The sequence below is a fragment of the Psychroflexus sediminis genome (assembly GCF_900099815.1).
In the GTDB taxonomy this organism is placed as follows: Bacteria; Bacteroidota; Bacteroidia; order Flavobacteriales; family Flavobacteriaceae; genus Psychroflexus; species Psychroflexus sediminis.
In genome coordinates this window covers 78,129-104,876 of sequence record NZ_FNCW01000003.1, presented here as the reverse complement: position 1 = coordinate 104,876, position 26,748 = coordinate 78,129, and the positions used below count along the sequence as shown (strand labels likewise).

26 protein-coding genes are annotated in these 26,748 nt (G+C 37.5%); 12 read left to right on the top strand and 14 right to left on the bottom strand.

Annotation, left to right across the window (positions count from 1 at the left end; all coding sequences use genetic code 11):
* Position 1 precedes the first annotated feature (1 nt).
* Genes pdxH through pyrR form a run of 5 tightly spaced genes read right to left on the bottom strand, consistent with a single transcriptional unit; the run spans position 2 to position 3,432 of the window.
* Entirely contained in the window at positions 2-652 is a 651-nt protein-coding gene (gene pdxH, locus BLP81_RS03420) for a pyridoxamine 5'-phosphate oxidase (RefSeq protein ID WP_093365712.1), read from the bottom strand.
* 57 nt (positions 653-709) lie between these two features.
* Entirely contained in the window at positions 710-1,618 is a 909-nt protein-coding gene (locus BLP81_RS03415) for a ribonuclease Z (RefSeq protein WP_093366151.1), read from the bottom strand.
* Positions 1,619-1,622: 4 nt separating this feature from the next.
* The gene (locus tag BLP81_RS03410; protein WP_093365710.1) at positions 1,623-1,955 is read right to left on the bottom strand and encodes a ribonuclease Z; all 333 of its coding nucleotides are present in this window, start codon (positions 1,953-1,955) and stop codon (positions 1,623-1,625) included.
* The gene (locus tag BLP81_RS03405) at positions 1,945-2,883 is read right to left on the bottom strand and encodes an aspartate carbamoyltransferase catalytic subunit (RefSeq protein ID WP_093365708.1); all 939 of its coding nucleotides are present in this window, start codon (positions 2,881-2,883) and stop codon (positions 1,945-1,947) included. Before BLP81_RS03405 ends, BLP81_RS03410 begins: the two co-directional genes overlap by 11 nt.
* Before the next feature lie 9 nt (positions 2,884-2,892).
* Positions 2,893-3,432: a bifunctional pyr operon transcriptional regulator/uracil phosphoribosyltransferase PyrR gene (gene pyrR / locus BLP81_RS03400; RefSeq protein WP_093365706.1), complete on the bottom strand. Its 540-nt coding sequence runs from the start codon at positions 3,430-3,432 to the stop codon at positions 2,893-2,895.
* A 139-nt stretch (positions 3,433-3,571) separates the two neighbouring features.
* Between pyrR and BLP81_RS03395 the strand changes: the two genes are divergently transcribed.
* Positions 3,572-4,801 carry an Nramp family divalent metal transporter gene (locus BLP81_RS03395; protein ID WP_093365703.1) on the top strand — a complete coding sequence of 410 codons (1,230 nt, stop codon included), beginning with the start codon at positions 3,572-3,574 and terminating at the stop codon, positions 4,799-4,801.
* 134 nt (positions 4,802-4,935) lie between these two features.
* Here the strand turns inward: BLP81_RS03395 and dnaK are convergent, their stop codons facing one another.
* Complete coding sequence (gene dnaK, locus BLP81_RS03390; RefSeq protein ID WP_093366150.1) at positions 4,936-6,843, bottom strand: molecular chaperone DnaK; 1,908 nt, start codon at positions 6,841-6,843, stop codon at positions 4,936-4,938.
* Between the two features lie 187 nt (positions 6,844-7,030).
* On the opposite strand from dnaK, the gene BLP81_RS03385 reads away from it, so the two are divergent.
* Positions 7,031-8,470, top strand: coding sequence for an L-serine ammonia-lyase (locus BLP81_RS03385; RefSeq protein WP_093365698.1), 1,440 nt, complete (start codon positions 7,031-7,033; stop codon positions 8,468-8,470).
* Positions 8,471-8,524: 54 nt separating this feature from the next.
* On the opposite strand, the gene BLP81_RS03380 is transcribed toward BLP81_RS03385, so the two are convergent.
* From BLP81_RS03380 to BLP81_RS03365, 4 genes are all read right to left on the bottom strand, one after another.
* Positions 8,525-9,457: a peptidylprolyl isomerase gene (locus tag BLP81_RS03380; RefSeq protein WP_093365695.1), complete on the bottom strand. Its 933-nt coding sequence runs from the start codon at positions 9,455-9,457 to the stop codon at positions 8,525-8,527.
* 86 nt (positions 9,458-9,543) lie between these two features.
* On the bottom strand, positions 9,544-10,086 hold the full coding sequence (locus BLP81_RS03375) for a Smr/MutS family protein (RefSeq protein ID WP_093365692.1): 543 nt from the start codon (positions 10,084-10,086) through the stop codon (positions 9,544-9,546).
* The gene (locus tag BLP81_RS03370) at positions 10,076-10,285 is read right to left on the bottom strand and encodes a hypothetical protein (RefSeq protein WP_093365689.1); all 210 of its coding nucleotides are present in this window, start codon (positions 10,283-10,285) and stop codon (positions 10,076-10,078) included. Before BLP81_RS03370 ends, BLP81_RS03375 begins: the two co-directional genes overlap by 11 nt.
* Before the next feature lie 31 nt (positions 10,286-10,316).
* Entirely contained in the window at positions 10,317-11,834 is a 1,518-nt protein-coding gene (locus tag BLP81_RS03365) for a GH3 auxin-responsive promoter family protein (RefSeq protein ID WP_093365685.1), read from the bottom strand.
* Positions 11,835-11,904: 70 nt separating this feature from the next.
* On the opposite strand from BLP81_RS03365, the gene BLP81_RS03360 reads away from it, so the two are divergent.
* Positions 11,905-12,702, top strand: coding sequence for a DUF2797 domain-containing protein (locus BLP81_RS03360; RefSeq protein WP_093365682.1), 798 nt, complete (start codon positions 11,905-11,907; stop codon positions 12,700-12,702).
* 55 nt (positions 12,703-12,757) lie between these two features.
* Here the strand turns inward: BLP81_RS03360 and rpsU are convergent, their stop codons facing one another.
* Positions 12,758-12,952 carry a 30S ribosomal protein S21 gene (gene rpsU / locus BLP81_RS03355; protein WP_093365678.1) on the bottom strand — a complete coding sequence of 65 codons (195 nt, stop codon included), beginning with the start codon at positions 12,950-12,952 and terminating at the stop codon, positions 12,758-12,760.
* A gap of 229 nt (positions 12,953-13,181) precedes the next feature.
* Between rpsU and BLP81_RS03350 the strand changes: the two genes are divergently transcribed.
* The gene (locus BLP81_RS03350; protein WP_093366148.1) at positions 13,182-14,282 is read left to right on the top strand and encodes an acyloxyacyl hydrolase; all 1,101 of its coding nucleotides are present in this window, start codon (positions 13,182-13,184) and stop codon (positions 14,280-14,282) included.
* Positions 14,283-14,309: 27 nt separating this feature from the next.
* On the opposite strand, the gene BLP81_RS03345 is transcribed toward BLP81_RS03350, so the two are convergent.
* Positions 14,310-15,047, bottom strand: a complete 738-nt coding sequence (locus BLP81_RS03345) for a biotin--[acetyl-CoA-carboxylase] ligase (RefSeq protein ID WP_093365675.1) — start codon at positions 15,045-15,047, stop codon at positions 14,310-14,312.
* A gap of 89 nt (positions 15,048-15,136) precedes the next feature.
* On the opposite strand from BLP81_RS03345, the gene rsfS reads away from it, so the two are divergent.
* The 6 genes from rsfS to BLP81_RS03315 all read left to right on the top strand — a co-directional run bounded on the left by rsfS (position 15,137) and on the right by BLP81_RS03315 (position 20,074).
* On the top strand, positions 15,137-15,508 hold the full coding sequence (gene rsfS, locus BLP81_RS03340; RefSeq protein ID WP_093365671.1) for a ribosome silencing factor: 372 nt from the start codon (positions 15,137-15,139) through the stop codon (positions 15,506-15,508).
* A gap of 17 nt (positions 15,509-15,525) precedes the next feature.
* Complete coding sequence (ftsH, locus tag BLP81_RS03335; RefSeq protein WP_093365668.1) at positions 15,526-17,595, top strand: ATP-dependent zinc metalloprotease FtsH; 2,070 nt, start codon at positions 15,526-15,528, stop codon at positions 17,593-17,595.
* Between the two features lie 89 nt (positions 17,596-17,684).
* Complete coding sequence (locus BLP81_RS03330; RefSeq protein WP_245686403.1) at positions 17,685-18,314, top strand: LUD domain-containing protein; 630 nt, start codon at positions 17,685-17,687, stop codon at positions 18,312-18,314.
* A gap of 3 nt (positions 18,315-18,317) precedes the next feature.
* A complete protein-coding gene (locus tag BLP81_RS03325) occupies positions 18,318-19,118 on the top strand; it encodes a phosphatidate cytidylyltransferase (RefSeq protein ID WP_093365664.1) in 801 nt (266 codons plus the stop codon).
* Positions 19,108-19,767: a phosphatidylserine decarboxylase family protein gene (locus BLP81_RS03320; protein ID WP_093365661.1), complete on the top strand. Its 660-nt coding sequence runs from the start codon at positions 19,108-19,110 to the stop codon at positions 19,765-19,767. The genes BLP81_RS03325 and BLP81_RS03320 overlap by 11 nt, the downstream gene beginning before the upstream one ends.
* Position 19,768: 1 nt before the next feature.
* A complete protein-coding gene (locus tag BLP81_RS03315; protein WP_093365659.1) occupies positions 19,769-20,074 on the top strand; it encodes an acyl-CoA-binding protein in 306 nt (101 codons plus the stop codon).
* Between the two features lie 57 nt (positions 20,075-20,131).
* On the opposite strand, the gene BLP81_RS03310 is transcribed toward BLP81_RS03315, so the two are convergent.
* Both BLP81_RS03310 and BLP81_RS03305 read right to left on the bottom strand, forming a co-directional pair.
* The gene (locus BLP81_RS03310) at positions 20,132-22,759 is read right to left on the bottom strand and encodes a valine--tRNA ligase (protein WP_093365656.1); all 2,628 of its coding nucleotides are present in this window, start codon (positions 22,757-22,759) and stop codon (positions 20,132-20,134) included.
* Between the two features lie 296 nt (positions 22,760-23,055).
* Positions 23,056-24,393 carry a pepsin/retropepsin-like aspartic protease family protein gene (locus tag BLP81_RS03305; protein ID WP_245686402.1) on the bottom strand — a complete coding sequence of 446 codons (1,338 nt, stop codon included), beginning with the start codon at positions 24,391-24,393 and terminating at the stop codon, positions 23,056-23,058.
* 140 nt (positions 24,394-24,533) lie between these two features.
* Between BLP81_RS03305 and BLP81_RS03300 the strand changes: the two genes are divergently transcribed.
* Both BLP81_RS03300 and murB read left to right on the top strand, forming a co-directional pair.
* Positions 24,534-25,727: a pyridoxal phosphate-dependent aminotransferase gene (locus tag BLP81_RS03300; protein WP_093365652.1), complete on the top strand. Its 1,194-nt coding sequence runs from the start codon at positions 24,534-24,536 to the stop codon at positions 25,725-25,727.
* Positions 25,728-26,741: a UDP-N-acetylmuramate dehydrogenase gene (gene murB, locus BLP81_RS03295; RefSeq protein ID WP_093365650.1), complete on the top strand. Its 1,014-nt coding sequence runs from the start codon at positions 25,728-25,730 to the stop codon at positions 26,739-26,741.
* Positions 26,742-26,748 lie beyond the last annotated feature (7 nt).

Genomic DNA, 26,748 nt, shown 5'->3' with positions numbered 1-26,748 from the left:
ACTAAGGTGCTAAACGTTCAATTTTCCAATCGTAACCTGAATCTGATTTTGTATACAAAAACCTGTCATGAAGTCGGTTGGGTCGGCCCTGCCAAAATTCTATAGATTCTGGTCTGACCAAAAATCCTCCCCAGTTTTCCGGCCGGGGAACCTCCTTGTCGGCATACTTCTTTTCTAAAGCTTCCAACTCGTCTTCCAGAACCTGACGGTTTTTAATGACACTGCTTTGATTGGAAACCAGGGCGCCAAGCTGACTTCCCTTGGGTCTCGATGCGAAATAACTATCTGATCTATTTTCCGGAACTTTTTCTGCCATCCCTTTTATAATAACTTGTCTTTCGGTGTTTGGCCAAAAAAAGGACAAACACGTCTGGGGATTGTTCTGCAAAGCCTGTCCTTTTTCACTTTCGTAATTCGTGTAAAACACAAACCCGTGTTCATCATAGGACTTCAGGAGAACAATTCTGCTTTTAGGAAAGCCGTCATCTCCAAGTGTTGAAATTGTCATGGCATTGGCCTCATCTATACCTCCAAATCGTTCAACATCATAAAACCAGGTTCTGAACTGCTGAATCGGATTTTCATCTAAATTTTCACGAATCAGGCTGGCTTTTTCGTAGGATTTTCTGTAATCGTGTAATTTGTTTTCCATGTTAGCAAATTAGAAAATTATAGTTTCAGTAGCAATGCAATTCAGAAAATATTGAGACTATTCGAACCTGAAAATTTTACCGGTTTCTGCATTTTCAGCATTATCAAAAACAACCTGTGCTTCTTTTTCAAATAAAGATAAATCTTTATACCGCGAAGAGAAATGGCCTAAGATCAATTTTTGAACTCCCGCCTTTTGAGCGATGATTCCTGCTTGCTTAGCCGTGGAATGTTTGGTTTTTTCACACAGATGTTCTTGCTCTTCAAGAAATGTCGACTCGTGATAAAGCAAAGTCGTACCTGTGATCTGGGGAACAATATCGGGTTTAAAAACCGTATCGCTACAAAACGCATAACTTGGAGCAGGCTTGGGATCCTCTGTTAAATCCTGATTTTTAATAAATAAACCATCCCGTGTTTCAACATCCTTACCTTTTACTATGCTTTTATAATAGGCTTTATCTATATCCAAATTTTGGACTTTGTCAATAAGCAGCTTCCTGTCTCCGGGTTTTGCTTTAAATAAAAATCCATTGGTATAGATGCGATGTGATAAGGGTATCGTATGAACGGTCAACTTGTCAGTGTCTAAAATAAGTTCTGGCTTCTTAGAGTCCAACTGATGGAAAATAAGGGTATAGGAGGTATAGGCATGGCTCACTCTCAGTTGAAGCTTTATGATTTCCTCAAGCCCCTGTGGAGCGTAAATGTGTAATTCTGCTGTTCTGCTGAGCAAACTAAATGTAGACAACAAGCCAATAAGCCCAAAATAATGATCGCCATGTAAATGTGATATAAAAATATGTCGTATTCGAGAAAACTTGATCTTGTGTCTTCTTAAACGAACCTGAGTACCCTCACCGCAGTCAATAAGCATCAGCTCACCATTCATATCCAAAACCTGGGAGGTGGGATGGGCATTTGCTCTTGGTGTTGCTGAGTGACAACCTAAAATGGTAAGTTGCATCATATCAAAACCCCAAATCTCTTTCTATTTCTTCTAAGCCGATCAAATCTTCTGCCTCCTGCAAGGTAGGGACCACATGAATTTCTCCCGGTACTGCATCGATGTTGATCGTATCATTCACAATCACCAATGACTTTTTACCTTTTCTGTGAATTATTGAAAGTTTCAGAAATTTCAAAAGCTCATCTAAAGTAAGTTGGCCATATTTCTGAATATCAATGACGAGGTTTTTATCTTTAAACTTATCATGAATTCGAGTAAGAAAATCGGCAAAATCTTCTACATCATCTCGCTCATCTCTTAAAATAATATAATTGTCTTTCTCTTCAGTTTTCATAATTTTTGATTTTTGAAGCAAGCAGATACACGACGGCCATACGAATGGCAACGCCATTTTCTACTTGATTTAAAATAATGGAATGCTCAGAATCTGCCACATCACTAGTAATCTCTACACCTCGGTTAATGGGGCCTGGATGCATGATGGTTATGGGCTTTGTTAAGGTTTCAAGCAATGCTTTATTAATACCATATTGCTGAACGTACTCTCTTGTACTGGGAAAATAAGAATGTTCCATGCGTTCATGCTGAACTCGCAACATATTTGCAATATCACACCACTGTAAAGCCTTGACGAGATTGTGTTCTACTTTTACGCCTAGGCTTTCGATATGCTTTGGAATGAGCGAAGTGGGTCCACAAACTTTCACCTCTGCCCCTAATTTTTTTAAGGTAAAAATATTACTTAAGGCTACTCTGGAGTGCATAATATCCCCCACAATAACTATTTTTTTGCCCGCTACATCGCCGTATTTTTCTCGAATCGAAAAGGCATCCAGCAAGGCTTGTGTGGGATGCTCATGCGCTCCGTCACCAGCGTTGATGATACTGGCTTTCACATGTTTTGAAAGAAAAACTCCAGCCCCTGGATTGGGATGACGCATCACTACGATATCCACTTTCATTGCCAGTATATTATTGACTGTGTCTACAAGTGTTTCTCCTTTGGTAACTGAAGAAGAAGAAGCTGAAAAGTTGATCACATCTGCACTCAGTCTTTTTTCAGCGAGTTCGAAAGATAATCTGGTTCTTGTACTGTTCTCAAAAAAAAGATTGGCGATGGTAATATCTCTTAAGCTAGGAACTTTTTTTATGGGTCTGTTGATGACTTCTTTAAACTGGTCTGCAGTTTCAAAAATAAGATGAAGATCCTCTGTAGTAAGGTATTTGATTCCCAATAAATTTGAAACACTAAGTTCTTTCATGATTTGTGATTAGTTTTTCAAGACATATATAGCGTCTTCTCCATCGTTCTCTTTCCAACAGACTTTTACATGTTCATTATTTATAGCATCCACTTTTCTGCCGTTATAATCGGGTTGAATAGGTAAGTGTCGGCTAAAGCGTCTATCGATTAATGTCAGCAATTCAATTTTGGAGGGCCTTCCGAAAGACTGTAAAGCCGTTAAAGCCGAACGTATACTTCTCCCTGTGAACAACACATCATCAATCAAAACCACATGCTTGTTTTCGATGATAAAATCAATGTCAGTCTCATTGGCTTTTAAAACCTTGTCTCCACGTCTGAAATCATCCCGATAGAATGTAATATCCAGCTTCCCGTAAGCTAGCGCAGTTAAACCGTAATCCATTTTTAAAATCTCGAAAAGCCTATTCGCCAAAAAACTTCCTCTTGGCTGAATGCCAATAAGTACAGAATTTTCAAAATTTCTATGATTTTCAACAAGTTGACAAGCTAAGCGCTGAAGAATGATATTGATTTCCTTCGCATTAAGAAGCAATTTTTGACTCATCGTTGAAGTTAGTTTGGTTTACAAAAGTAATTAAAATTAGCTGCAATGTTAAAGAGTAGTTTCACTTTATGATTTTAGGATTGAAAATTAAACATATTCAAAAAATAGTAATACAATTGTTAATTAAAAAACATAGAATTTGAAAGGTGTATTAAAACACATTGGCCCGGGGTTTTTGTTAGCTGGTGCTGCAATAGGGGTGTCACATTTGGTTCAAGCCACCCGGGCAGGAGCCGATTATGGTGTAGTTTTGATCTTTGCTATTATAATTGCCTGCCTTACCAAATATCCTTTTATGGAATTTGGATCAAGGTATGCAGCAACCACCGGTAAAAATTTAATAGAGGGATACAAAATACTCGGCCGGTGGTATGTCAATGTTTTTGCCTTGATAACCGTCTCTACAATGTTTATCATTCAGGCTGCGGTGACTATTGTTTCTGCGGGTTTAGCCGAATATTTATTTGGATTTGGCTGGTCAAATTTTACGTGGAGTCTTATTCTGTTGCTCTTATGTATTCTTATCCTACTCATCGGTAAGTACAAAAAACTGGATGTATTGATGAAAATCGTGGTCAGTTTTTTAACCATTTCCACCCTGTTTTCAGTGATTATCGCTGCTTTTCAGGTCGACTTTTCGACTATCAGCTTTAATAAAACATCGAATTTATGGACGCTTAGTGGAATGGGCTTCGTTATAGCTTTAATGGGCTGGATGCCTATTCCTATTGATGCATCTGTATGGCATTCCATCTGGATTCAGGAAAAATCTAAACAAACTCAGCAGCAGCCCAGCATAAAAGAAGCTGGTTTCGATTTCAACTTAGGCTATTTGTCAGCTGCTTTGCTGGGTATTTTATTCTTCCTGATGGGCCTTTTTCTCATGAATAACAGCGACATCAGTTTTGCTTCCAGCAGTGTTGCATTTTCTGGACAATTGATCGAAATGTATGCGCAGACTTTAGGCGAATGGAGCAGGGTTTTAATTGCGTTTATCGCTTTCGTGACTATGTTCAGCACCACTTTAACGGTAACCGATGCATTTCCCAGAGTGATGTCCAAGTTGACACAAAAAGATAATCAAAGCCTAAAGGAAACCAATGCCTACCGTATTTTTATCATTGGGATTCCCATGATAGCCCTTATGATTCTTTATGCTTTAAAAAGCACCTTTACCGTTTTAGTTGATTTTGCGTCAGGATTATCATTTTTGGCTTCTCCCGTTTTGGCCTGGTTCAATTTGAAATTGATGACCCATAAAAAAAATCCGATCAGAATGAGTTCAGGTTATTTGCTGTTTTCCAAAATCTGCCTGTTTCTTTTAATTTGCTTTGGATTACTGTATATCGTTTATGAATTCACCTTATAACCTAGGCTTAAATCCCAGGCTAACCTGTGAATAAAAAAAGCCTGCGATTAAAATCGCAGGCTTTTGAAAAAATTAGAATCTAATTATTTACTTGACTTCTTCGAAGTTTATACTTCGAGTTCGCTCAGTACAGGCTATTTGACTTCTTCGAAGTCTACGTCTTCAACATCGCTGTCGCCGTTTCCTTTGGAATCGTCAGCATCAGGTCCTGGCTGCTCACCACCACCTTGCTGAGATTCAGCTTGTGCCTTGTACATTTCTTCAGAAACAGTTTTCCAGGCTTCATTCAATTTCTCCAAAGCTGGAGTAACTTTCTCAAGCTCTTTAGTTTCGTAAGCTGCTTTCAATTCTTCTAAAGCATCTTCGATAGGCTTCTTCTTGTCATCAGAAATTTTGTCACCAAATTCTTTCATTTGACTTTCAGTTTGGAAAATCATTGCATCAGCTTCATTTAGCTTGTCTACTTTTTCCTTAGCCTTTTTATCAGCCTCAGCATTGGCTTCAGCTTCCTGCTTCATTTTCTTGATTTCCTCTTCAGTCAATCCGGAAGAAGCTTCAATTCTAATGTCCTGAGATTTTCCAGTTGCTTTATCGGTAGCACTTACTTTGATAATACCATTGGCATCAATATCAAAAGTAACTTCGATTTGAGGAACTCCTCGTTTTGCTGGTGGAATACCATCTAAGTGGAATCTACCAATCGTTTTGTTATCCGTTGCCATTGGTCGTTCACCTTGTAACACGTGAATCTCTACACTTGGCTGATTGTCCTGTGCTGTTGAGAATACCTGAGACTTTTTAGATGGAATAGTGGTATTGGCTTCTATAAGCTTGGTCATTACACCACCCATAGTTTCGATACCAAGAGATAGCGGTGTTACATCGAGTAACAATACATCTTTCACATCTCCAGTTAATACACCACCTTGAATTCCTGCACCGATAGCAACAACTTCATCCGGATTTACACCTTTACTAGGTTTCTTTCCGAAGAAATCTTCCACCGCTTTTTGTACTGCTGGAATACGTGTTGAACCACCTACTAGGATAACTTCATCGATATCACTGGTTTTTAATCCTGCAGCTTTTAAGGCTTTTTCACATGGTGTGATTGTTCTTTTGACCAGGTCTGAAATTAATTGTTCAAATTTTGATCTTGATAAAGTTCTTACCAGGTGTTTAGGACCACTTTGTGTCGCAGTGACATATGGCAGGTTAATTTCAGTTGAATTGGAAGATGATAATTCAATTTTTGCTTTTTCGGCTGCTTCTTTTAATCTCTGAAGTGCCATGGCATCTTTTCTAAGATCGATATCTTCATCTTTGATAAATTCTTCGGCTAACCAATCGATGACCACTTCATCAACATCGTCACCACCCAGGTGAGTGTCACCATCAGTAGCTAATACTTCAAATACGCCGTCTCCTAATTCCAAGATAGAAACATCATGCGTTCCACCACCAAAGTCAAATACAGCAATTTTCTGGTCTGTATCTTTTTTGTCCAGACCGTAAGCTAAAGCAGCAGCTGTAGGTTCATTGATAATTCTGCTCACTTTTAAACCTGCGATTTCTCCAGCTTCCTTAGTGGCTTGTCTTTGAGAATCATTGAAATATGCCGGAACTGTAATCACAGCTTCAGTCACTTCCTGACCTAAATAGTCTTCTGCGGTTTTCTTCATTTTCTGAAGAATCATGGCAGAAAGTTCTTGAGGTGTATACATTCTACCGTCGATATCGACACGAGCGGTATCATTTTCACCTTTTACCACTTTATAAGGGACTCTTTCTACTTCTTTTTTGGATTCAGAAAACTTATTTCCCATGAATCTTTTAATAGAAGAAATCGTTTTTTCTGGATTGGTAACGGCCTGACGTTTTGCAGGGTCACCTACTTTAATTTCACCACCTTCTACAAAAGCTATAACAGATGGTGTAGTTCTTTTTCCTTCAGCATTAGGAATAACCGTTGGCTCATTTCCCTCCATAACGGAGACACAAGAGTTGGTCGTTCCTAAATCTATACCTATAATCTTACCCATAATTGTTTTTTTTATTCTTAATAATTGATTTCGATTCATAAAAGTCAATCTTTATGCCATCACAACTAATATGACAGAGTGTCACCCTGAATGTATTTCATACAAAACGCATCATTTTAAAAGATTATGAATTTAATCTCGAAAAAAACTTGAATATTTGTAAATTCATAAACAAAGCTTAAAACGAATGAAGAAAATTGAATGCATTAGTGTTTTCGATATGATGAAAATCGGTATTGGACCCTCAAGTTCTCATACACTTGGTCCATGGCGTGCGTCTCAACGTTGGATTGAAGAACTGAAGGAAGATGAGCTTTTGGATAAAATCAAAACCATTGAAATACACCTCTACGGTTCATTGTCTTTGACTGGTAAAGGGCATGCGACCGACATTGCGGCTATTTTAGGTCTATGTGGTCATGATCCTGTGACCATGGATATCACACATATAGATGTAGAAATCGACCGGGTCAAGAATGAAGGTCGGTTAAATTTAGATAATTCCCGTTTTATCGATTTTGATTTTAAAGATGATATCATTTTCAAGAAAGATTTTAAAGAATTTCATCCCAACGGCATCACTTATATTGGAACTCTAGAAAACGGAAAATCTGTAGAATCTACATTTTACTCCATAGGTGGTGGTTTTGTGGTAAAAGAAGATCGGGAAAATGCCAAACAAAAACAAGAAGAATTAAAAGGCTTCCCCTTTCAAATCAATTCTGCTGTGGAATTGATTGAGCATTGTAAAAAAGAGCAAAAAATCATTTCTGAAATTGTTTTAGAAAATGAAAAGTCTCTTAGAAGTGAGGAGGAAATCCATTCTGGCTTAGAGAAAATTTGGAATGTGATGCTGGAATCTATGTATATAGGTTGCCATACTGAAGGTACTCTACCTGGTGGACTGAATGTGAACAGAAGAGCAGCCAAAATGAATAAAAATCTTCTTGAGCATAAATTTGAAACTTACGATACACCACAGCAATGGCTGGAAACCATAAGAACCAAAGAAGTAAAATTTAGGCAGATTTTGCAATGGGTAAGTTGTTTTGCCATCTCTGTAAATGAAGTCAACGCATCACTTGGCCGGGTCGTCACCGCTCCAACCAATGGGAGCTCCGGAACTTTACCGGCGGTGATGATGTATTATATGGTCATCGAAAATCATAACGCCACTTTTGAGCATTTAAAGCAGTTTATGCTCGTCGCTGGTGAAATCGGAAGCTTATTCAAAAAAGGAGCAACAATTTCGGCCGCCATGGGAGGTTGCCAGGCAGAAATCGGTGTTTCCTCGGCTATGGCCGCAGGCGCCCTTACCGAAGTTATGGGCGGCACACCTGAGCAGGTGCTGATGGCCAGTGAAATCGCTATGGAACATCACCTGGGAATGACCTGCGATCCCATAGCAGGACTGGTTCAGATCCCCTGTATAGAACGCAATGCGATGGGAGCCATCAAAGCCATAAACGCCGCTGAAATCGCTATGGAATCAGATGCCTCCAAAGCCAAAGTTCCTCTGGACAAAGTCATCGCTACCATGTGGGACACCGCTCAGGACATGACTTCAAAATATAAGGAAACCTCTGAAGGCGGGCTCGCCATCAAAGTGAATATGAGTGACTGCTAAACAAAACCCCCTTAATTTTAGATAAATTAAGGGGGTTTTTATTTATTTAAGGCTTTACTTAATATCAACCAATTCCAGGTCGAAAACCAAAATTGAGTTGGCTGGAATCACGCCTCCCACTTCTCTGTCGCCGTAAGCCAGATGCGGAGGAATCACGAATTGAGCTTTAGTGCCCTTATTCAATAGCAGAAGTCCTTCGTCCCAGCCTTCAATGACGTGTCCTGCTCCTACAGGAAATTCAATAGGCTGTTTCCTTTTGTAAGACGAATCGAACACGGTTCCATCGACTAAACTTCCTTTATAATGAACGCTTACATTTTGGCCTTTTTCAGGTTTTGGACCGGAACCTTCATTGATAATCTGGTAACGCAAACCGCTTTCGGTTTCTTTATAACCCTTTGATATTTCATCAAGTTTTTTAGAGGCTTCAGCTTTTAGCTCAGCTTCTCTTTCAGCTTTTGACGACTTGAACTTTTCAAAACGCTCTACAGCATCAAAAGCTTCAGCTTCTTCACCAACGCGTTCTATTTCTAATGAATTCAATTTGTCGTTCACTTCAATACTATCGACTACGTCCTGACCTTCCACAACATATCCAAAAACACTGTGTTTTCCATCAAGCCAGGGTGTTGGTTCGTGAGTGATGAAAAACTGGCTCCCGTTGGTCCCTGGGCCTGCATTGGCCATAGACAAAACTCCAGGCCGGTTATGCTTTAAGTCAGGATGAATTTCATCATCAAACTGATAACCAGGTCCTCCAGTTCCATTGCCTTTGGGATCTCCGCCCTGAATCATAAAATTCTCGATAACCCTGTGAAATTTTGTGCCATCGTAATAAGGAGTACCTAAGTCTTTGGCCGAGTTCTCAATTTTACCTTCAGCTAATCCGATAAAATTCCCAACTGTTCCCGGGGTTTTATCATAAGTCAGTTGAACTGTAATTTTGCCTTTTTCCGTATTGAAATGCGCGTATATTCCGTTTTCCATAAGTTATATTTTTTTTGCAAATTTAAGATTAAATCTATTTTAGAAGGCTTCAAATTCAGTTTAAAATCTGAAGCGTCTTTTGTTGATTAATCGTAGATATAAATTTCTGTAGCTCCCAGACCATATTTTTGATAGTCGGCATCGTAAAATTCAATCTGATCATAGCGCCTGAAAAGCGTGTGTAATTCTGCTTTTAAAACCCCGTCCCCTACACCATGAATGAAGACGATGCGTTTGATTCGTCTTTCGATGGCAAATTCGATTTTCTTCCGGCTGTGTTCCAGCTGTATATTGAGCATTTCAAAATTGGAAAGCTGTGCGGTTTTGTCCACAATATTATGAATATGAAGATCCACTTCCATCGCAGGCTGCTGGCGTTTAGGTTTTTGTGAAGGTCTTTTTCGTTTAGGGTTTAAATCTGACTTTAGCTTTTGAAGTAAACTGTCATCGCTAAGATCAATTTCCAGTTTCCCTTCTGTTTTTACTAGAAAAGAAAATGGGACTTTCATTTCGAAACCATCAGAAGTTTCAAAGGTCACCTCATCCCCTTCCACTTTTGTCACCACTCCAGCCACATCATCATCCAAAAGTTCTACTTTATCGCCAACGCGAAAGGTTTTACTGCTCATCTTCAGGGGTATCTTGGTCGTCTTTGGGATTATCTTTTGCCCATTGCTTTGTAGAATTATATAATCCTATCATGAGTAAAAGTAAACCGCCAACCTTTAAGTAAACATTTTCATTTTCACCGGTGAGGTCATAGATAATAAGTAAACTTCCTATGACTATAAATACAGTATATAAAGCTTGCTTCTTGGTATCGATCATTGCCTAAAATTTTTAAAAAACAAAGATAGGCTCAAATTCTATTAAGAGCCAGTAATTCTTCCAGGTGTTCGCGACTATTGGATAGTCGCGGTATCTTATGCTGCCCCCCCAATTTGTTGTGCCGCTTTAGCCATTGCTGAAAAAGCTTTGGCTTGGCTTGATGAATTTTCAGCAAATCTAAGGTCATATTATTATAACGCTTGGCTTCGTAGTCACTATTGATCTCCTGAAGATTTTTATCCAGGTGAATCCGGAAGTCATCCAGGCTTTCTGGTGGTGTTTTAAATTCTAAAATCCATTCATGTGCCCCTTTTTTATTACCGCTCATAAAAACAGGAGCGGCAGTGTATTCCATAACTTCACAATTGAGTTCGGAAGCTGTTTTATTGATGGCAGCTTCAGCATTTTCAATAATGAGTTCTTCTCCAAAAGCATTGATGTGATGTTTTGTCCTTCCAGTTACCCGTATTCTATGGGGACTTAAAGAGGTAAATCTAATCGTATCTCCAATCTTATAACGCCATAAACCGGAATTGGTTGTAATCACGATAGCGTAATTCTTACCAATTTCGACTTCGCTTAAATTAATGACCTTTTCATGAGGTGTCCCGTAAGTGGACATCGGAATAAATTCGAAGAAAATGCCGTAATCGAGCATCAGGAGTAAATCTTTGGAATCGTTGCTATCCTGAGCAGCAAAAAAACCTTCGGAAGCATTATAAATTTCGTAATACTTCATGTTTTTATTAGAAATGAGCTGCTCATATTGATTTTTGTAGGGCTCAAAACTTACTCCTCCGTGAAAATAAACTTCTAAATCCGGCCAGACTTCATCTATCGCAGTTTTACCTGTAGTTTCAAGAACATCATTGAGCAACACAAGCATCCAGGAAGGGACTCCTGCCAAACTTGTTACGCGTTCTTTTATGGTTTCATCAACAATAGCTTGCATCTTGGTTTCCCAGTCGCTCATCAGAGAAACCGAATTCCCTGGTGTACTGCTATAAGTAGCCCAAAATGGCATATTGTAAATAAGTAAAGCGGATAGATCTCCATAAGAAGTTCCTTTATCCTGATAAATCTCTTTACTTCCACCAAGTCTTAAGCTTTTTCCCGTAAATAATTTGGAGTCTGGATTATTATTGAGGTAAATACAAAGCAAATCCTTGCTGGCGGCGTAATGACAATCTTCTAATGATTCTTGGCTTACAGGGATAAATTTACTTTTTGCACCTGTGGTACCACTGGATTTTGCAAACATGGTGATAGGGGTTGGCCATATAATGTTAGCTTCACCTTGTCTACACCGTTCAAAAGTAGCTTCTAGATCTTCATAAGTTTGCACGGGAAGTCTTTCCCTAAAGGTATCGTAATTTTTTATCTCATGGAAGCCATAGGTTTTTCCAATTTCCGTATTTTGGGCTTTGAAAATTAGATCCAATAACAATTCATTTTGAACCTCATTGGGATGCTTTTTAAACAGTTCCATATGGTGAATACGCTTCTTTAAAATCCAAGAAGCAATTGAATTTACAATTGGTATCGGCATAGACAGGCAAAATTTAATACTAAATTCTTCTTTTGAAAGTTCAGAAAGAATTCACCAAACTTAATAAAAAATGCAATATAGAGGAGTCTTAAAAAAAATGAAAACGGAGAATAATGAAGAAGTTGATTATTTTTTGGAATTCAATGATGACGTGGTCCACCTTAATCAACTTTTAGATAGAGAAATAGCGATCTATTTTGTAGAATATCAGTGTCTGAATTGCGGAAAAAATAAAAAAATATTTAGACAGGGCTTTTGTTATGACTGTTTTCAGGAAATACCCAATGCCGGTGACTGGATCATGCATCCAGAGTTGAGCAAAGCACACCTGGATGAGGAAGATCGGGATTTGGCTTACGAAATAAAGGTTCAATTACAACCTCATATCGTTTATCTGGCCAATTCCAGCAATGTAAAAGTGGGGGTCACACGCAAAAGTCAGATTCCAACCCGCTGGATTGACCAGGGGGCACACGAGGCCATTGCCATTTTAGAAACCCCTAATCGCTATCTGGCAGGAATTACAGAAGTCGCCTTAAAAAAACATGTAGCCGATAAAACCAATTGGCGCAGTATGCTCAAAAATGAAATTGAAGACAAGAATTTGGTAGATGAGAGAGAAAAGCTCAAGGAATTTATCCCGGATGAAGCAAAGGCGTATTATCTGGCCTCCAGTGAAGAATTCAATATTAATTTTCCAGTGATCGAGTATCCAACTAAATTAAAAAGCCTTAATCTGGAAAAGAATAATCATTTCAAAGGGAGATTAAAAGGTATAAAAGGACAATACCTGGTTTTTGAGAACGGCGTGGTGTTCAACGTGAGGAACAGCGAAGGTTACGTCGTGGACTTCGAGGTGTTAACTTAAACAAAAATACCCTGTGATATGAATATCACAGGGTTTGTATAAAAATAAAAAACTACTACATATTATCCTTCTCTCTCAAAGACTGGATATACTGAGCTTTCTTTAAACTTTGTCTTTTTTCAACAGATTTTTTCGTGAATTGTTTTTTATCACGAAGTGTTTGAAGAACTTTAGTATCTCTAAACTTACGTTTTAGACGCTTTAGAGCTCTTTCAATTTTTTCACCATCTTTTACTTTAACTACTAACATATAATGATTAATTATTTACAGTTGACTTAAAATTTTCGAATTGCAAATATAGATAATTCAATTATAAATAATTCATCTCCTCTGCTTTTTTCTGATATTTATTTCAGAATATTTATAATATACAAATTTCCATGATATTTTACAATAAATTGTAAACCTAAATACAATAAAATCAGCTCATTATAAAATATTTGGATTTACATTTATGTTCAGATTTTTTAAGAATGTTATGAACAAGTTATTCATTATAGCCTTATTATCATTTATAAACTTCAAGCCTCTGCTATATTCACAAAATCAGGATAGGGGTATCGACAGAAGACCAACACTAGTCGGGATGAGTTTTGACTACGGCTATATACTCAAGCATTCCGAAAATCTTAGAGAATTGGATGATGCGTATCCCTTGGGATTAGGCTTAGAGTGGAGCAAAATACTTCTGACAAAAAATGCCTGGGAATTTTGCAATTGCCTCCCAAGACTTGGGCTTAGCCTCGCCTACTGGAACTGGGACAATCCCGACATTCTCGGAGACGGCATTTTGGCTATGGGTTTTGTAGAGCCCTATTTCAGAACTCATAAGAGAACAAATCTATTTTTCAGCGCAGGTTTAGGGGGTATTTATCTTAGCAAAGCCTATGATGCTGAACAGAATCCTCAAAACTTGTCTTACAGCACAGACCTGAGTTTTGCTCTCATGCTTGGAGCTGGTATCAATTATCGCTTGACAAATGTATGGAATATTGGACTTCAGGCTAAATACAATCATACGTCCAACGGAGGTATAAGAGCTCCAAACAAGGGAATCAATTTTCCTTCTATTAGTTTCAGAATTAATAAAAGCCTGGAGCCTATTGTTTTTCCTGATTTTCAGAAAATTGAAAACAGAAAGCCGCCAGATAAACTTTCAAGAATTTCAGTCACTCATTTTTCAGGCTGGAGTAACGCAAGTGTAGGTGACCGAGATAAGTTTTATGTCCTCGGACTTTCTGGACAATACAGTCAATGGATAGGTAGAAGAAGCGCTGTTTCTGTTGGAAGTGAATTGATTTTAGATTATTCCAGAAGAGAACAAATCAGTTTGGATCATCAAGAGGATGATTTTGTTCAGGCTGCCGCCCTGATAGGTCATGAATTTTGGCTTGGAAAAGTAAGCTTCAGTCAACAAATCGGCATTTACTACTACAATGATTACAGAATCAATGACGACATCTACCAGCGCTACGGGCTAACCTATAATTTTTCAAAACACATCCTTGCAGGCTTCAGTTTGAAAGCTCACCGGCATGTAGCTGATTTTTTTGACTTAAGAATTGGTTATGTCTTTTAAGCAAAATGCAGACGAGGACCTTATAAGTCATTCAGAAAATTTAATCTGAATTTCCTTGATGTCGAAAGCTTCCAGCCTGTCCTCTTCAAATTCAACACTAAGCCTTCCATAACTATCCACCCCTCTGATGAGTCCTTGAGCTAGACTTCCATCAGGAAATTGAAGCATAGTCACTTTGTTATATTTATAAAGGGCGGCATAATATTCTGAAATAACTTGTCTATAACTCGATTCATTGAATAAAGCAGGGAGTTTTTCAAATTCAACTAAAATATCGTCCAATAAGGCTTCAAGGTTAAAACTATTACCGCTTAAAATTCGCATTGAAGAGGCTTTTGGCAAGTTCGAAAACGAAGTCTGATTAACATTTAGCCCAATTCCTACAATGCTAGCCCCTTCACGACCTTGAGTGAAGATGTTCTCTATGAGAATTCCTCCTATTTTATATTGACGTGACAGGATGTCGTTTGGCCATTTGATGGCAAGTTTTGGCATGTCATACACGGTCAGGACTTTTTTGACTGCCAGAGCCACCAATGCACTCAATTTGAAAGTTTCTTTGTGAATAGATTTTAAGCCGGGTAAATAGACGCTAAAGGTCAGGTTTTTACCAGCCTCACTCTCCCAGGCTGTTCCGCGCTGGCCCCTACCTGCAACTTGATGATGTGCAACCACGCAATACATTTGTTTTTCAGAATGGGTTTTCACAAAGGCTTTAAGGAAACTATTGGTAGAACTTATGGCATCAACTTTGACTACTTTCATAAAGATGTTGGATATCGAATAATCTTTTGTTAACTGACGCAAAAAAAGGTATTAAAAACCTATTTTTGCGTTAAAATTTAAATTTTTAGATGAGTACAAAGAAAGAGCAAATTGACCAATTGATCACCTATATAATTCAAGGAATAGAAGACGTTAAGGGTAATCAGATTGAAATTATAGATTTAAGAGACATTGAAAACACCGTATGCGATTACTTTATCGTGTGTTCGGGTAATTCCAATACTCAGGTAGATGCCATCGAAAGTTCCGTAAGAAAAGTTGTAAGTAAAGCACTGCAAGACAAGCCCTGGCATGTAGAAGGCTTAGAAAATTCCCAATGGGTACTTATGGACTACGTAGATGTAGTCGTCCATATTTTCCAAAAACAAGTTCGAGAATACTACGATATCGAGAGTTTGTGGGGAGATGCAAAAATAACATCTATCGAGTCTAATTACTAAAATAAGAGAAAGAGAGAATGGCGAATAAAGCAACACAGAAAAAAAATGCAAATAAGGATCCAAAAAAACCAAAGTTTAATTCGTATTGGATTTATATAGGTATCATCCTCATATTCTTTGGAGTTCAATTTTTTGGAGGAAGTGGTTTTAGTGAACCCAAACAAACGAGTATAGCGCAATTTGAGCAGTTCTTAAGAAGTGGTGATGTTGAAAAAATAAATATCATTAAAAACTCTAGAGTCGCTGAAGTTTATTTAACCGCTGAAGCTGAAAAAGAACCACAGCATAAAGGGACAAATGAAGATCAGGTATTTGCTTCTTCTGGCGGTCCGGATTACACATTCGAATTTGGTGATTTACAAAACTTCGAGAACAAAATTGAAAAAATAAAAGAAGAACAGAATTTAGACACCAGTATTTATTACGATACAAGGTCTAATTATTTTAGTGAAATATTAATCGGTCTTCTTCCTATTATACTGATTGTTGGTATTTGGATATTTATCATGAGACGTATGAGCAAAGGCGGCGGCGGTGGCCCTGGTGGTCAAATTTTCAACATAGGAAAATCCAAAGCCAAATTGTTTGATGAAAAGAAAGATATCAAAACTTCATTTAAAGATGTAGCTGGTTTAGAAGGCGCTAAAGATGAGGTACAAGAAATCGTTGATTTTCTTAAACACCCGGATAAATACACTAATCTTGGTGGTAAAATACCTAAAGGCGCTCTTTTAGTAGGCCCTCCTGGTACAGGTAAAACCTTACTGGCAAAAGCTGTTGCGGGTGAAGCAGGTGTCCCCTTTTTCTCTTTATCTGGTTCCGATTTCGTTGAAATGTTTGTTGGAGTTGGTGCTTCAAGAGTAAGAGATTTATTCAAGCAAGCTAAAGATAAATCACCATCGATTATTTTTATAGATGAGATTGATGCTATAGGAAGATCCCGGGGAAAAGGCAATATGTCCGGATCAAATGACGAGCGCGAGAACACATTAAATCAGCTCTTAACGGAAATGGATGGGTTTGGGACCAACACCAATGTGATTGTAATCGCAGCGACCAACCGTGCCGATGTTTTGGATAAAGCTCTGATGAGAGCTGGTCGATTTGACCGACAAATTTACGTTGACCTACCAGATGTAAGGGAGCGTGAAGAAATTTTTGAGGTCCATTTAAAACCTCTCAAAAAGGTTGCTGACGAACTGGAAACAGAATTCTTGGCCAAACAAACTCCCGGATTTTCTGGAGCGGATATTGCAAACCTTTGTAATGAAGCGGCATTAATTGCTGCAAGAAATAACAGCAAAGCTGTAGGCAAACAAGATTTCCTTGATGCTGTTGACAGAATTGTTGGTGGTTTGGAAAAGAAAAACAAAATCATGACCGTGGAGGAGAAAAAAACCATAGCCTTTCATGAAGCTGGTCATGCTACAGTAAGCTGGATGCTGGAATATGCTGCTCCGCTTGTAAAGGTAACCATAGTCCCCCGCGGACAATCTCTTGGAGCGGCCTGGTACTTACCTGAAGAAAGACAGATTGTAAGATCAGAGCAAATTCTTGATGAAATGTGTGCAACCATGGGTGGTCGTGCAGCAGAAAAAGTGATTTTCAACAAAATTTCTACAGGAGCTTTAAGTGATTTAGAAAAGGTAACTAAGCAGGCTAAGGCCATGGTTACTATTTATGGCCTCAATGATAAAATAGGAAATTTGACCTATTACGATTCTTCGGGACAATCTGATTATAACTTCACAAAACCCTATAGTGATAAGACGTCGGAATTGATAGATGAAGAAATTTCAAAACTCATTGAAGAGCAATATATAAGAGCAATCGCTATTCTTGAGAAACACAAGGATCAATTGACAGAATTAGCTGAATTACTTTTAGAAAAGGAAGTCATTTTTAAAGATAACTTAATTGAAATTTTCGGGGAGCGTCCTTTCAAAAAACCTGAAATGATCAATACCTATAAAAAGAAAGTTGAAGATCAGAATGAAAAGGCCTCTTCCCCTGAAGAGTCTAATGAAGAGTCTAATGAAGAGGAGAAAGACTCAAAAAAAGACGATAAAATAAAAAGTGATTCTTAACGTATTAATCGACTATTAATAAAAATTAAAAAACCTGATTTTGATTTAATCATATTCAGGTTTTTCTTTATATTTAAATATATGTATATTTGGATAAAATTTATGCAATTTTTATGAACTTCTTAAAACGCATTTTAGGTATTGATACCGAAGAAGAAGTCACTGACGAGAACGGTAACGAGATAGGTAAATTCATGCCTAGACCTGAAATCCCTATCGATGAGGAGTTTATGCTAAATTTCAAAAAAAATGGCGGTAAGTTTTTATACTGTGAAAACGAAAACGAATTAAGGCTGAATTTTTCCGAAATATTAAAAGAAAACGAATGGGATGAATGCGAGGTATATTGCAGCAAACCAGACATCTATTCTAAATTTGATCATACAAAACTTACCTTTAATAAGAATTTAGAAGCTTGTTTCTTTCTTTCAGATTGTGAGTTTTTAATTTCTAATACGGGCGCTATATTAGTAAGTTCAAGTCAGATGGGAGATAAAAAACTATCAGACTTACCTCCAAATTTCATAATTATTGCTAAAACTAGCCAACTCATAAAAACCATCGGTGAAGGTCTTCAACAAATCAACAAACGACAGGACAGAAACCTTCCTACAAACATCACAACTATCAAAACCTTTGATGAAAAAAAAGATTCTGATTTTATGAGCTATGGAAGTATTCCAAAAAATTTATATTTGCTCCTTCTAGAAGATTTATAGCAAATGTCCGAAATTCTTAAAAGGAGTATTACTGGTGCTTTATATATTATTATCATAGTTTCTACTGCTTTTTTGAGTCACTATCTCCTGCTTCTTTTTTTTACCATAGTCGGTTTTATTTGTTTAAAAGAGTTTCAAACGCTACTTCGTTTTAGAAATATAATTTCTTACGTATCCTTAGTGGTATTGCTTTATTATTTTAATTTCACAGAAGTCTATCTTCCACTTCTCATCACTTATATGGCAATGACTTTGGTGGTTAAGCTGTTTTTATTGAAAGATTTGTATACCTTAAATGATATTCCCATTTTCGATGGCAGAAAGCATTTGCTTACCCTTTTTTATATTGTTCCTTCTATCATCTTCTTAACCATGATTCCTGTTTATAAGGAAAACTACGAATACGTCCTTGTTGGAACTTTTGTCCTCATATGGACAAATGACTCCTTTGCTTACCTGGTAGGAAAGAATTTTGGAAAGAATAAGCTGTTCGAAAGGATTTCTCCCAAAAAAACAATTGAGGGATTTTTTGGAGGAGCTATAGCTTCAGTCATCGTGAGTTACCTTATTTTTATTTATATCGATTTATTATCATGGTGGGCCTGGGTGATGCTTGCAATTATCGTCAGCATATTTGGCACCCTTGGAGACTTAGTTCAGTCCAAATTCAAAAGAAAAGCAGATGTGAAAGACAGTGGTAAAATCATGCCTGGACACGGCGGGATCTTCGACAGAATGGATAGTATGCTTTTTTCCAGTACATTTGTTTTTATATTTATTTTACTCTTAGATTATGTTTCATAAAGAAGGCTATAAAATTCTAGTATGGAGTTTAATTGGTTTAATTACCATCAATCTCCTGGCAAATTCATTTCTTGGCAAAGAAAATCAACTGATCATCACGATCATTTTTATTATCAGCTTTGTCATATTCATTCTTATAGCCCAGTTTTTCAGAAACCCTAAAGTCCGGGTTAATAAAAATGAAAATCAGATTCTGTCTCCTGTAGACGGTAAAGTCGTTGCCATAGAAAAGGTCAATGAACTTGAATATTTCAAAGGAGAACGACTGCAGGTATCCATTTTCATGTCACCGATTAATGTACATGTCACGCGTTATCCTATTGGAGGGAAAATTTTATACAGCAAATATCATCCGGGTAAATTTCTGGTGGCCTGGCATCCAAAATCCAGCGAAGAAAACGAAAGAACGACTGTGGTAATAGAGACAAAAAATTTTGGAAATATTCTGTACAGACAAATAGCAGGTGCAGTTGCAAAGCGAATTGTAAATTATGCTAAGAAAGGCGAAATGGCCATTCAGGGCCAAGATTCAGGATTCATCAAATTTGGTTCTCGTGTAGATCTATTTCTACCGGTGAATAGCGAGATATCTGTTAGCATAAATGATAAAGTAAAAGGAGGAAAGTCTATTATCTCTAAAAAAGCTTAGAATGGATTTGGAAAGGTATTCTGAAGAAGACTTAGACCGTTTATTCGAACTTGCCTATATCAAGGTAAGTGAGACCGAACAGAAATTTCCTCAGGATGTTCTTCTTTATTTTTATGCTTACTACAAACAGGCTAAGAATGAATCTGACCTTAAAGTCACCCAAAACCCCATCAACGGGGAACAACTGGTAGATGCTTTCAAAGCAAATGCCATATTTCAGGTAAAAAGATTTACTAAAAGAGAGTCTAAAATAAGATACATACAACTGGCTCGTCTTCATTTAGAAGATGAATTCCCGCTAGAATAAAAAAGACCAGTCGATTAAACTGGTCTTTTTTTTTAGGATTTTAATAAGATTTCAGTTTTAAAGACTACTCAAACTTTTGGTAATCGTTTCAATTTGAGCTAAAGCATCTTCCTTCTTTTGTTTCTCAATATTAACGACCTGTTCTGGCGCATTACTTACAAATCGTTCATTGGAAAGTTTTTTCTCAACAGATTTCAAAAAACCCTCATAATATTTCAGTTCCTCTTTCAGCTTTTCTTTTTCAGCTTCAACATCAATAGCACCTTCCACAGGTATAAAATATTCATTGGACTTTACCCTAAATGTTAGACTGCCGTCCACGGGCGAATCTGTATAGGTCAGATTCTGAATATTTCCCATTTTAAGAATAACATCATCTAAGGCTGTTGTAACGGATTCATTATTAAGGACAACCAGATCGATTTGGTTTTTAAAAGCTATGTTTTTCTCCTTTCTTATGCTTCTTATTCCTGAAATAACTTCAGAAGCAAAGTCAAATTCAGAAATAAGATGAGCATCGTATGGTTTTTGTACTGGCCAGGTAGAAACAGTTAAGGCTTCGGTTGGCTTTCGTTCAGCGATTTGATGCCATAGCTCTTCGGTGACAAACGGCATGAAAGGATGTAGAATTTTTAAATTATCTTCAAAAAATCCAATTGCCGAGTCGAGAGTTGATTTATCTATAGGCTGTTGATATGCAGGTTTTATAATTTCTAAAAACCAGGAACAAAAATCGTCCCAAACCAACTTATAACTGGCCATTAAGGCATCAGACATTCTATACTTACTGTAATGGTCTTCCAGTTCCCTGAGCTTATCCTGAAAAACTGAGTCGTACCATTCTATAGCCTTTTTAGAAGATTCTGGCTGCTCAATATCAGCATCTATCTCCCAGGACCTAATCAGTTTGAAGGCATTCCATATCTTATTACTAAATCCTTTCCCCTGTTGACAAAGGGATTCATCAAACAGCAAATCGTTGCCTGCTGCATTACTGAGAAGCAGTCCAACTCTAACACCATCTGCACTGTAATTTTCTATTAGCTCCAGGGCATCTGGTGAATTCCCTAAAGATTTAGACATTTTTTGCCTTTTCTTGTCTCTCACTAAACCTGTGAGATACACGTTTTCAAAAGGCTTTTGGTTGGTGTATTCATAACCTGCCATGATCATACGTGCTACCCAGAAGAATAAAATATCTGGTCCGGTCACTAAATCATTGGTAGGATAGTAATATTGAAATTCTTTATTTTCCGGGTTTCTGATGCCATCAAAAACACTCATTGGCCAGAGCCAGGAGGAAAACCAGGTATCCAAAACGTCTTCGTCCTGTCTAAGGTCCTGTAAGCTCAAGTCTTTTCCAGATTTTTCTTTTGCCATCACCAAAGCTTCTTCATTGGTTTTGGCAACCACATAATCGTTTTCTCCATCGCCATAGAAGAAAGCGGGTATCTGATGTCCCCACCATAACTGGCGAGATATATTCCAATCCCGAATATTTTCCATCCAATGTTTGTACGTATTTTCAAACTTCTTGGGATGCAATTGTATCTCATTGCTCTTCAGAACAGCATCTATGGCAGGCTGAGCAAGGTCTTTCATCTTCAAAAACCACTGGTCGGAGAGCCTGGGCTCGATGATAGCTTTGGTTCGTTCTGAAGTTCCCACTTTATTGGTATACTCTTCAACCTTCACTATAAACCCCTCTTGTTCTAGATCTTTAACAAAGTTTTTCCTGGCTTCAAAACGATCCTGGCCGTCATACTTCATTCCGAAGCTGTTTAAGGTCGCATCGGGATTAAAAATATCATAGACTTCAAGTTGATGTTTATCGCCCAGAATTTTATCGTTCTCATCATGAGCTGGTGTCACCTTCAGGCAACCTGTACCAAACTCCATATCCACGTATTCATCTTCAATAATTGGAATACTTCTCCCAACAAGCGGAACGATAGCTTTTTTCCCCTTAAGATGGCTAAAACGCTCATCGTTTGGATTAATACAGATGGCCGAGTCTCCAAATATGGTTTCTGGTCGTGTAGTAGCTATGGTTAATTTTTCATCTGAATTTTCTAAACTGTAGGAAATATAATAGAGCTTACCCTGTTTTTCCTTGTAAATGACTTCTTCATCAGACAAGGTCGTTTGAGCTTCAGGATCCCAGTTTACCATGCGGTAACCTCTGTAAATCAAACCCTTGTTGTGTAAATCTATAAACGATTGAATTACAGATTCATACATGTCATCATCCAGGGTAAATTTGGTTCTCTGCCAGTCACAGGATGCGCCAAGTTTCTTGAGTTGATTCAATATTCTGCCTCCATAATCATTGGTCCATTCCCAGGCGTGGCTTAAGAATTCTTCTCGAGATAAATCTGATTTTGAAATGCCCTTTTCCTTTAGCTTAGCGACAACCTTGGCTTCAGTAGCGATAGACGCATGGTCCGTCCCAGGTACCCAACAGGCGTTTTTCCCAAGCAATCTTGCTCGTCTTACAAGAACATCCTGAATAGTATTGTTGAGCATATGCCCCATATGTAATACCCCTGTAACATTTGGTGGAGGAATGACTATAGAATAAGCTTCCCTTTCATCTACTTCCGAATGAAAAAATTCGTGTTTTTCCCAGAAGGAATACCATTTTTGCTCAGATTCTTTTGAATTATATTCAAGTTTGCTTGACATGCTTAGAAATTATTTTGAATGGCGAAATTACTCATAAGTCTGTAAACTAAAAAAATTAAGATTTAGAATATGAAGAGAAATTAAGGTATAAAATTGTGGAGTACATTTACTTCATGTAAAACTTTTCGCTTTTTTTTGTGTATTATTTCTCTCCTGGTTTTTGGTCAAAATAAAAAAGGCCCGTACAAGAGCTATCTAAGACTTTGGACGCAAAGGACCTGTCCGGAAACCCTTAAGCGTCTTTACCTCAAGCAGAACAAAAAACACTTCCCTTAAAGGAAAAGTCATTGTTTGCCCTAATTATCGGAAAGTTTATTAAGCTGAGAGCTTAAAAAAAGTTCTCTCTTCAGAATATTATCACCTCTTTTAATCTGTATTTTTATGCGTTTACCTTCTTCGCTGCTCAATAAAGTATTGATGTCTTCCAGCGACATATTATTGACTGTTTTTCCGTTTAGTTTTAAAATTCTGTCGCCTATTTTGATATCAATACCTGCAGCTGGAGAGTTAGGTCGAATCTGAGAAACTTGAAGAATCTTAGAGATTTGAAGTCTTATTTCAAATTTATTTTCTGCATTTGAGGAGTTATAGTTTGTTTCGTCATCAACTCTCACCATAACGGGTATTCTTGTCTTGGTGATTTCATCACCCACGTACATCAAAATTAAGCCGCTGCGGTCATAATTGGTATTATCGTTAAAATTTCGATTTGATCTCAGATATAAATTTCGACTCTCATAATCAAAAAACCAGACAAATCTTCTTAAAATTTCAGAACCTATAATGCCATCTTTAAATCGATCTGCAGTAAACAATTGTGCAGAAATTGAATCTATGTAGGCAACTCTTGGCGCTGGCAACTTATAGTCACCAATTTTGGCAGATTTAAATTTGGTTCGCTTTCCCTCTATAGCAAGTTCCAATCCATAGCCCACAAAATCGGTAAAAGCCTTTTCGGGAACGGGTACATCTTTATCTTCGAACAGCCAGAAAGAATCACTGGACCCTGTATCTAAAAGGAACACCAGATCCTTTTCAGAGCCGTTTAAAAATTCAACAGCGGTTTTGATATGAGGTTTTTTACGGATAAGTCTGAAATTGATGTTATCAAATCTTCGCAGTTTTCTGTTAAACTTATGGCGTTGATATAGCCTGAGACTTTCATTATTATAATTCAGTCGAACAATAAAGCCTTTAAACAATTCATAGCCAATGATGCCCTGAACATTGACACCTAATTTACCAGCCAGATCAAAGCGAGGGTCGGTGATGTAATAAACTTCCTGATTTTTACCCGTAATGGGACCGAAATCGATAGTGTTATTTTGGGTTTTATAGCCTTTTACAGGCTCCGAACTCCCAAGACTTCGCATGGATATATATTCTGCATTTTCCAGAAGACTTGAATCTTTTGGCTGAGCAAAAACTTTGGTTTTATTGACTCCGGTATCGACTAAGAAATTGATGAATTCTCCATTTAACAAGGTTGAAAGAATAATCAGATTGTTAACAGAGTCGAATTTTAATGTAACAGCTCTTTTATCTTGATCATCAAATTCAAATTGACTTTGAGAATAGGCCAAATCGAAATTCCAAATTATTAGAATGAGATAAATAAATGTTTTGCTTCTCATCATATAAAATATAAAGATAAGTCTAAATCTTGCTTCAGAAGGAAAATTAGCAAGTCTTTAAAGCTTTTTTAAATGCTTTTGAACATTAGGAATCTTGCAGTTACTATTTAAAATCACCACATTTGTAAAAAAATAAAACTATGCCCAAACTATCCTTTAAAGGTCTCGAAATGCCTGAATCTCCAATTAGAAAATTGGCCCCGTTTGCAGATAAAGCTATAGAAGAAGGAAAAAAAATATATTTTTTAAATATCGGTCAACCTGACATTGCTACGCCCAAAGTAGCTCTGGATGCTGTTAAGAACAGTGATCTGGATATTTTGTCTTACAGTCCCTCTTCCGGGTTTGATTCTTACAAAACAAAACTTGCCAAATATTATGTAAAAAATGGAATTGAGGTCAAGGCTGAAGATCTTATAGTTACTACAGGCGGCTCTGAAGCACTTTTATTCACAATGGGCAGTATTACCGACCCTGGTGATGAAGTCATCATTCCTGAGCCTTTTTATGCTAACTATAACGGTTTTGCTGTAGCTTCAGGCGTCACAGTTAAACCTGTGGAATCTCATTTTGAGAATAATTTCGCCCTCCCTCCTATCAGTGAATTTGAAGCTCAAATCACAGACAGAACCAAGGCTATAATCATTTGTAATCCAGGTAACCCAACTGGGTATTTGTATACTCAAGATGAAATTCAAAAATTAGCAGACCTGGCCCTAAAACATGATATATTCATCGTAGCTGATGAAGTTTACAGGGAATTCGTGTATGATGGTGTAGAACACCACTCAATAATGAGCTTACCCGAGTTAAAAGATCATGCCATTATGGTAGATTCTGTCTCTAAACGCTACAGCATGTGCGGTGCTCGCATAGGCTGCATGGTCTCCAAAAACAAAGAATTGATGGCCACAGCACTCAAATTTGCTCAAGCCAGGTTAAGCCCCCCTACCTTTGCTCAAATTGCAAGTGAAGCTGCTCTAGATACCACCGATGATTATTTCCTGGAAGTGAATGAGGAATATAAAGAACGAAGAGATACACTTATCGAAGCTTTGGAGGCTATAGATGGGGTTGAAGTTGCAAAACCCAAGGGTGCATTTTATTGCGTTGTCCAGCTACCGGTGGAAGATACCGAGGATTTTGCAAAATGGCTGTTATCAGAATTTGATGTAAATGGTGAAACCGTCATGGTAGCTCCAGCGGCTGGTTTCTATTCGTCTCCAGGTATGGGTTTAAATCAAATACGAATTGCCTACGTTTTGGAAAAACAAAATTTAATGAAAGCAGTTTCTATTTTAAAAATGGGATTGCAAGCTTATAATAATAGATAAATGAAGCTTGAAAAAGATATTTCTTTAAAGCCCTACAATACCTTTGGAATAGATGTGAAAGCACATCAGTTCATCTCTGTCCAGAATGAAGAGGAGCTTTTAGAAATATTGAAACGCTTTTATACTTCAGAATTATTTGTTTTGGGAGGAGGCAGTAATATGCTTCTTACCCAAAACATTAAAAAAACAGTTCTTCACCTTGATCTCAAAGGCATTGAAGTGTTGGATGACCAACCTGAGCATGTTCTGATAAAAGCCTGTGCTGGTGAAAACTGGCATGATTTTGTCAATTTCTGTTTAGATCATAATTTTGGGGGGCTGGAAAATTTATCACTTATTCCCGGAAATGTTGGGACGTCACCAATTCAAAATATAGGCGCCTACGGGGTTGAACTCAAAGATGTCATGGTCTATTGTGAAACCATCAATAGACAAACCCTTTCAAAAGAAAAATTTTATACAGAAGATTGCCAATTCGGATATAGAGATTCAATCTTCAAATCTAAATTCAAGAACCAGTATATCATTACCAGTGTGGTTTTCAAATTGTCTAAGAATAATCATCAGCTGCATATAGATTATGGTTCTATCCAGGCCGAACTCAGTGCCAAAGGCATTACTTCACCTAGCATTCAGGAAGTATCTGATGCTGTGATTGCAATACGACAATCAAAGCTACCAAATCCGCAAGAAATTGGCAATAGTGGAAGCTTTTTTAAAAATCCCGTGGTTCCGAATTCAATTTTAAAACAAATTCAAATTGAGTTTCCCGAGGTTCCCAATTTTAAAATTGATGAAAATACAGTAAAAATACCGGCGGGCTGGCTTATTGAAAAAGCGGGCTTGAAAGGTTTCAGAAAAGGAGATGCGGGTGTTCATTCCAAACAAGCTTTAGTACTGGTGAATTATGGAACTGCAAGTGGAAAAGATATTGAAAAAGTAGCAAAACGTGTTCAAAAAGAAGTCAAAAATAAATTCGGTATTGCTCTGGAAACTGAAGTCAATGTGTTTTAAACCTATT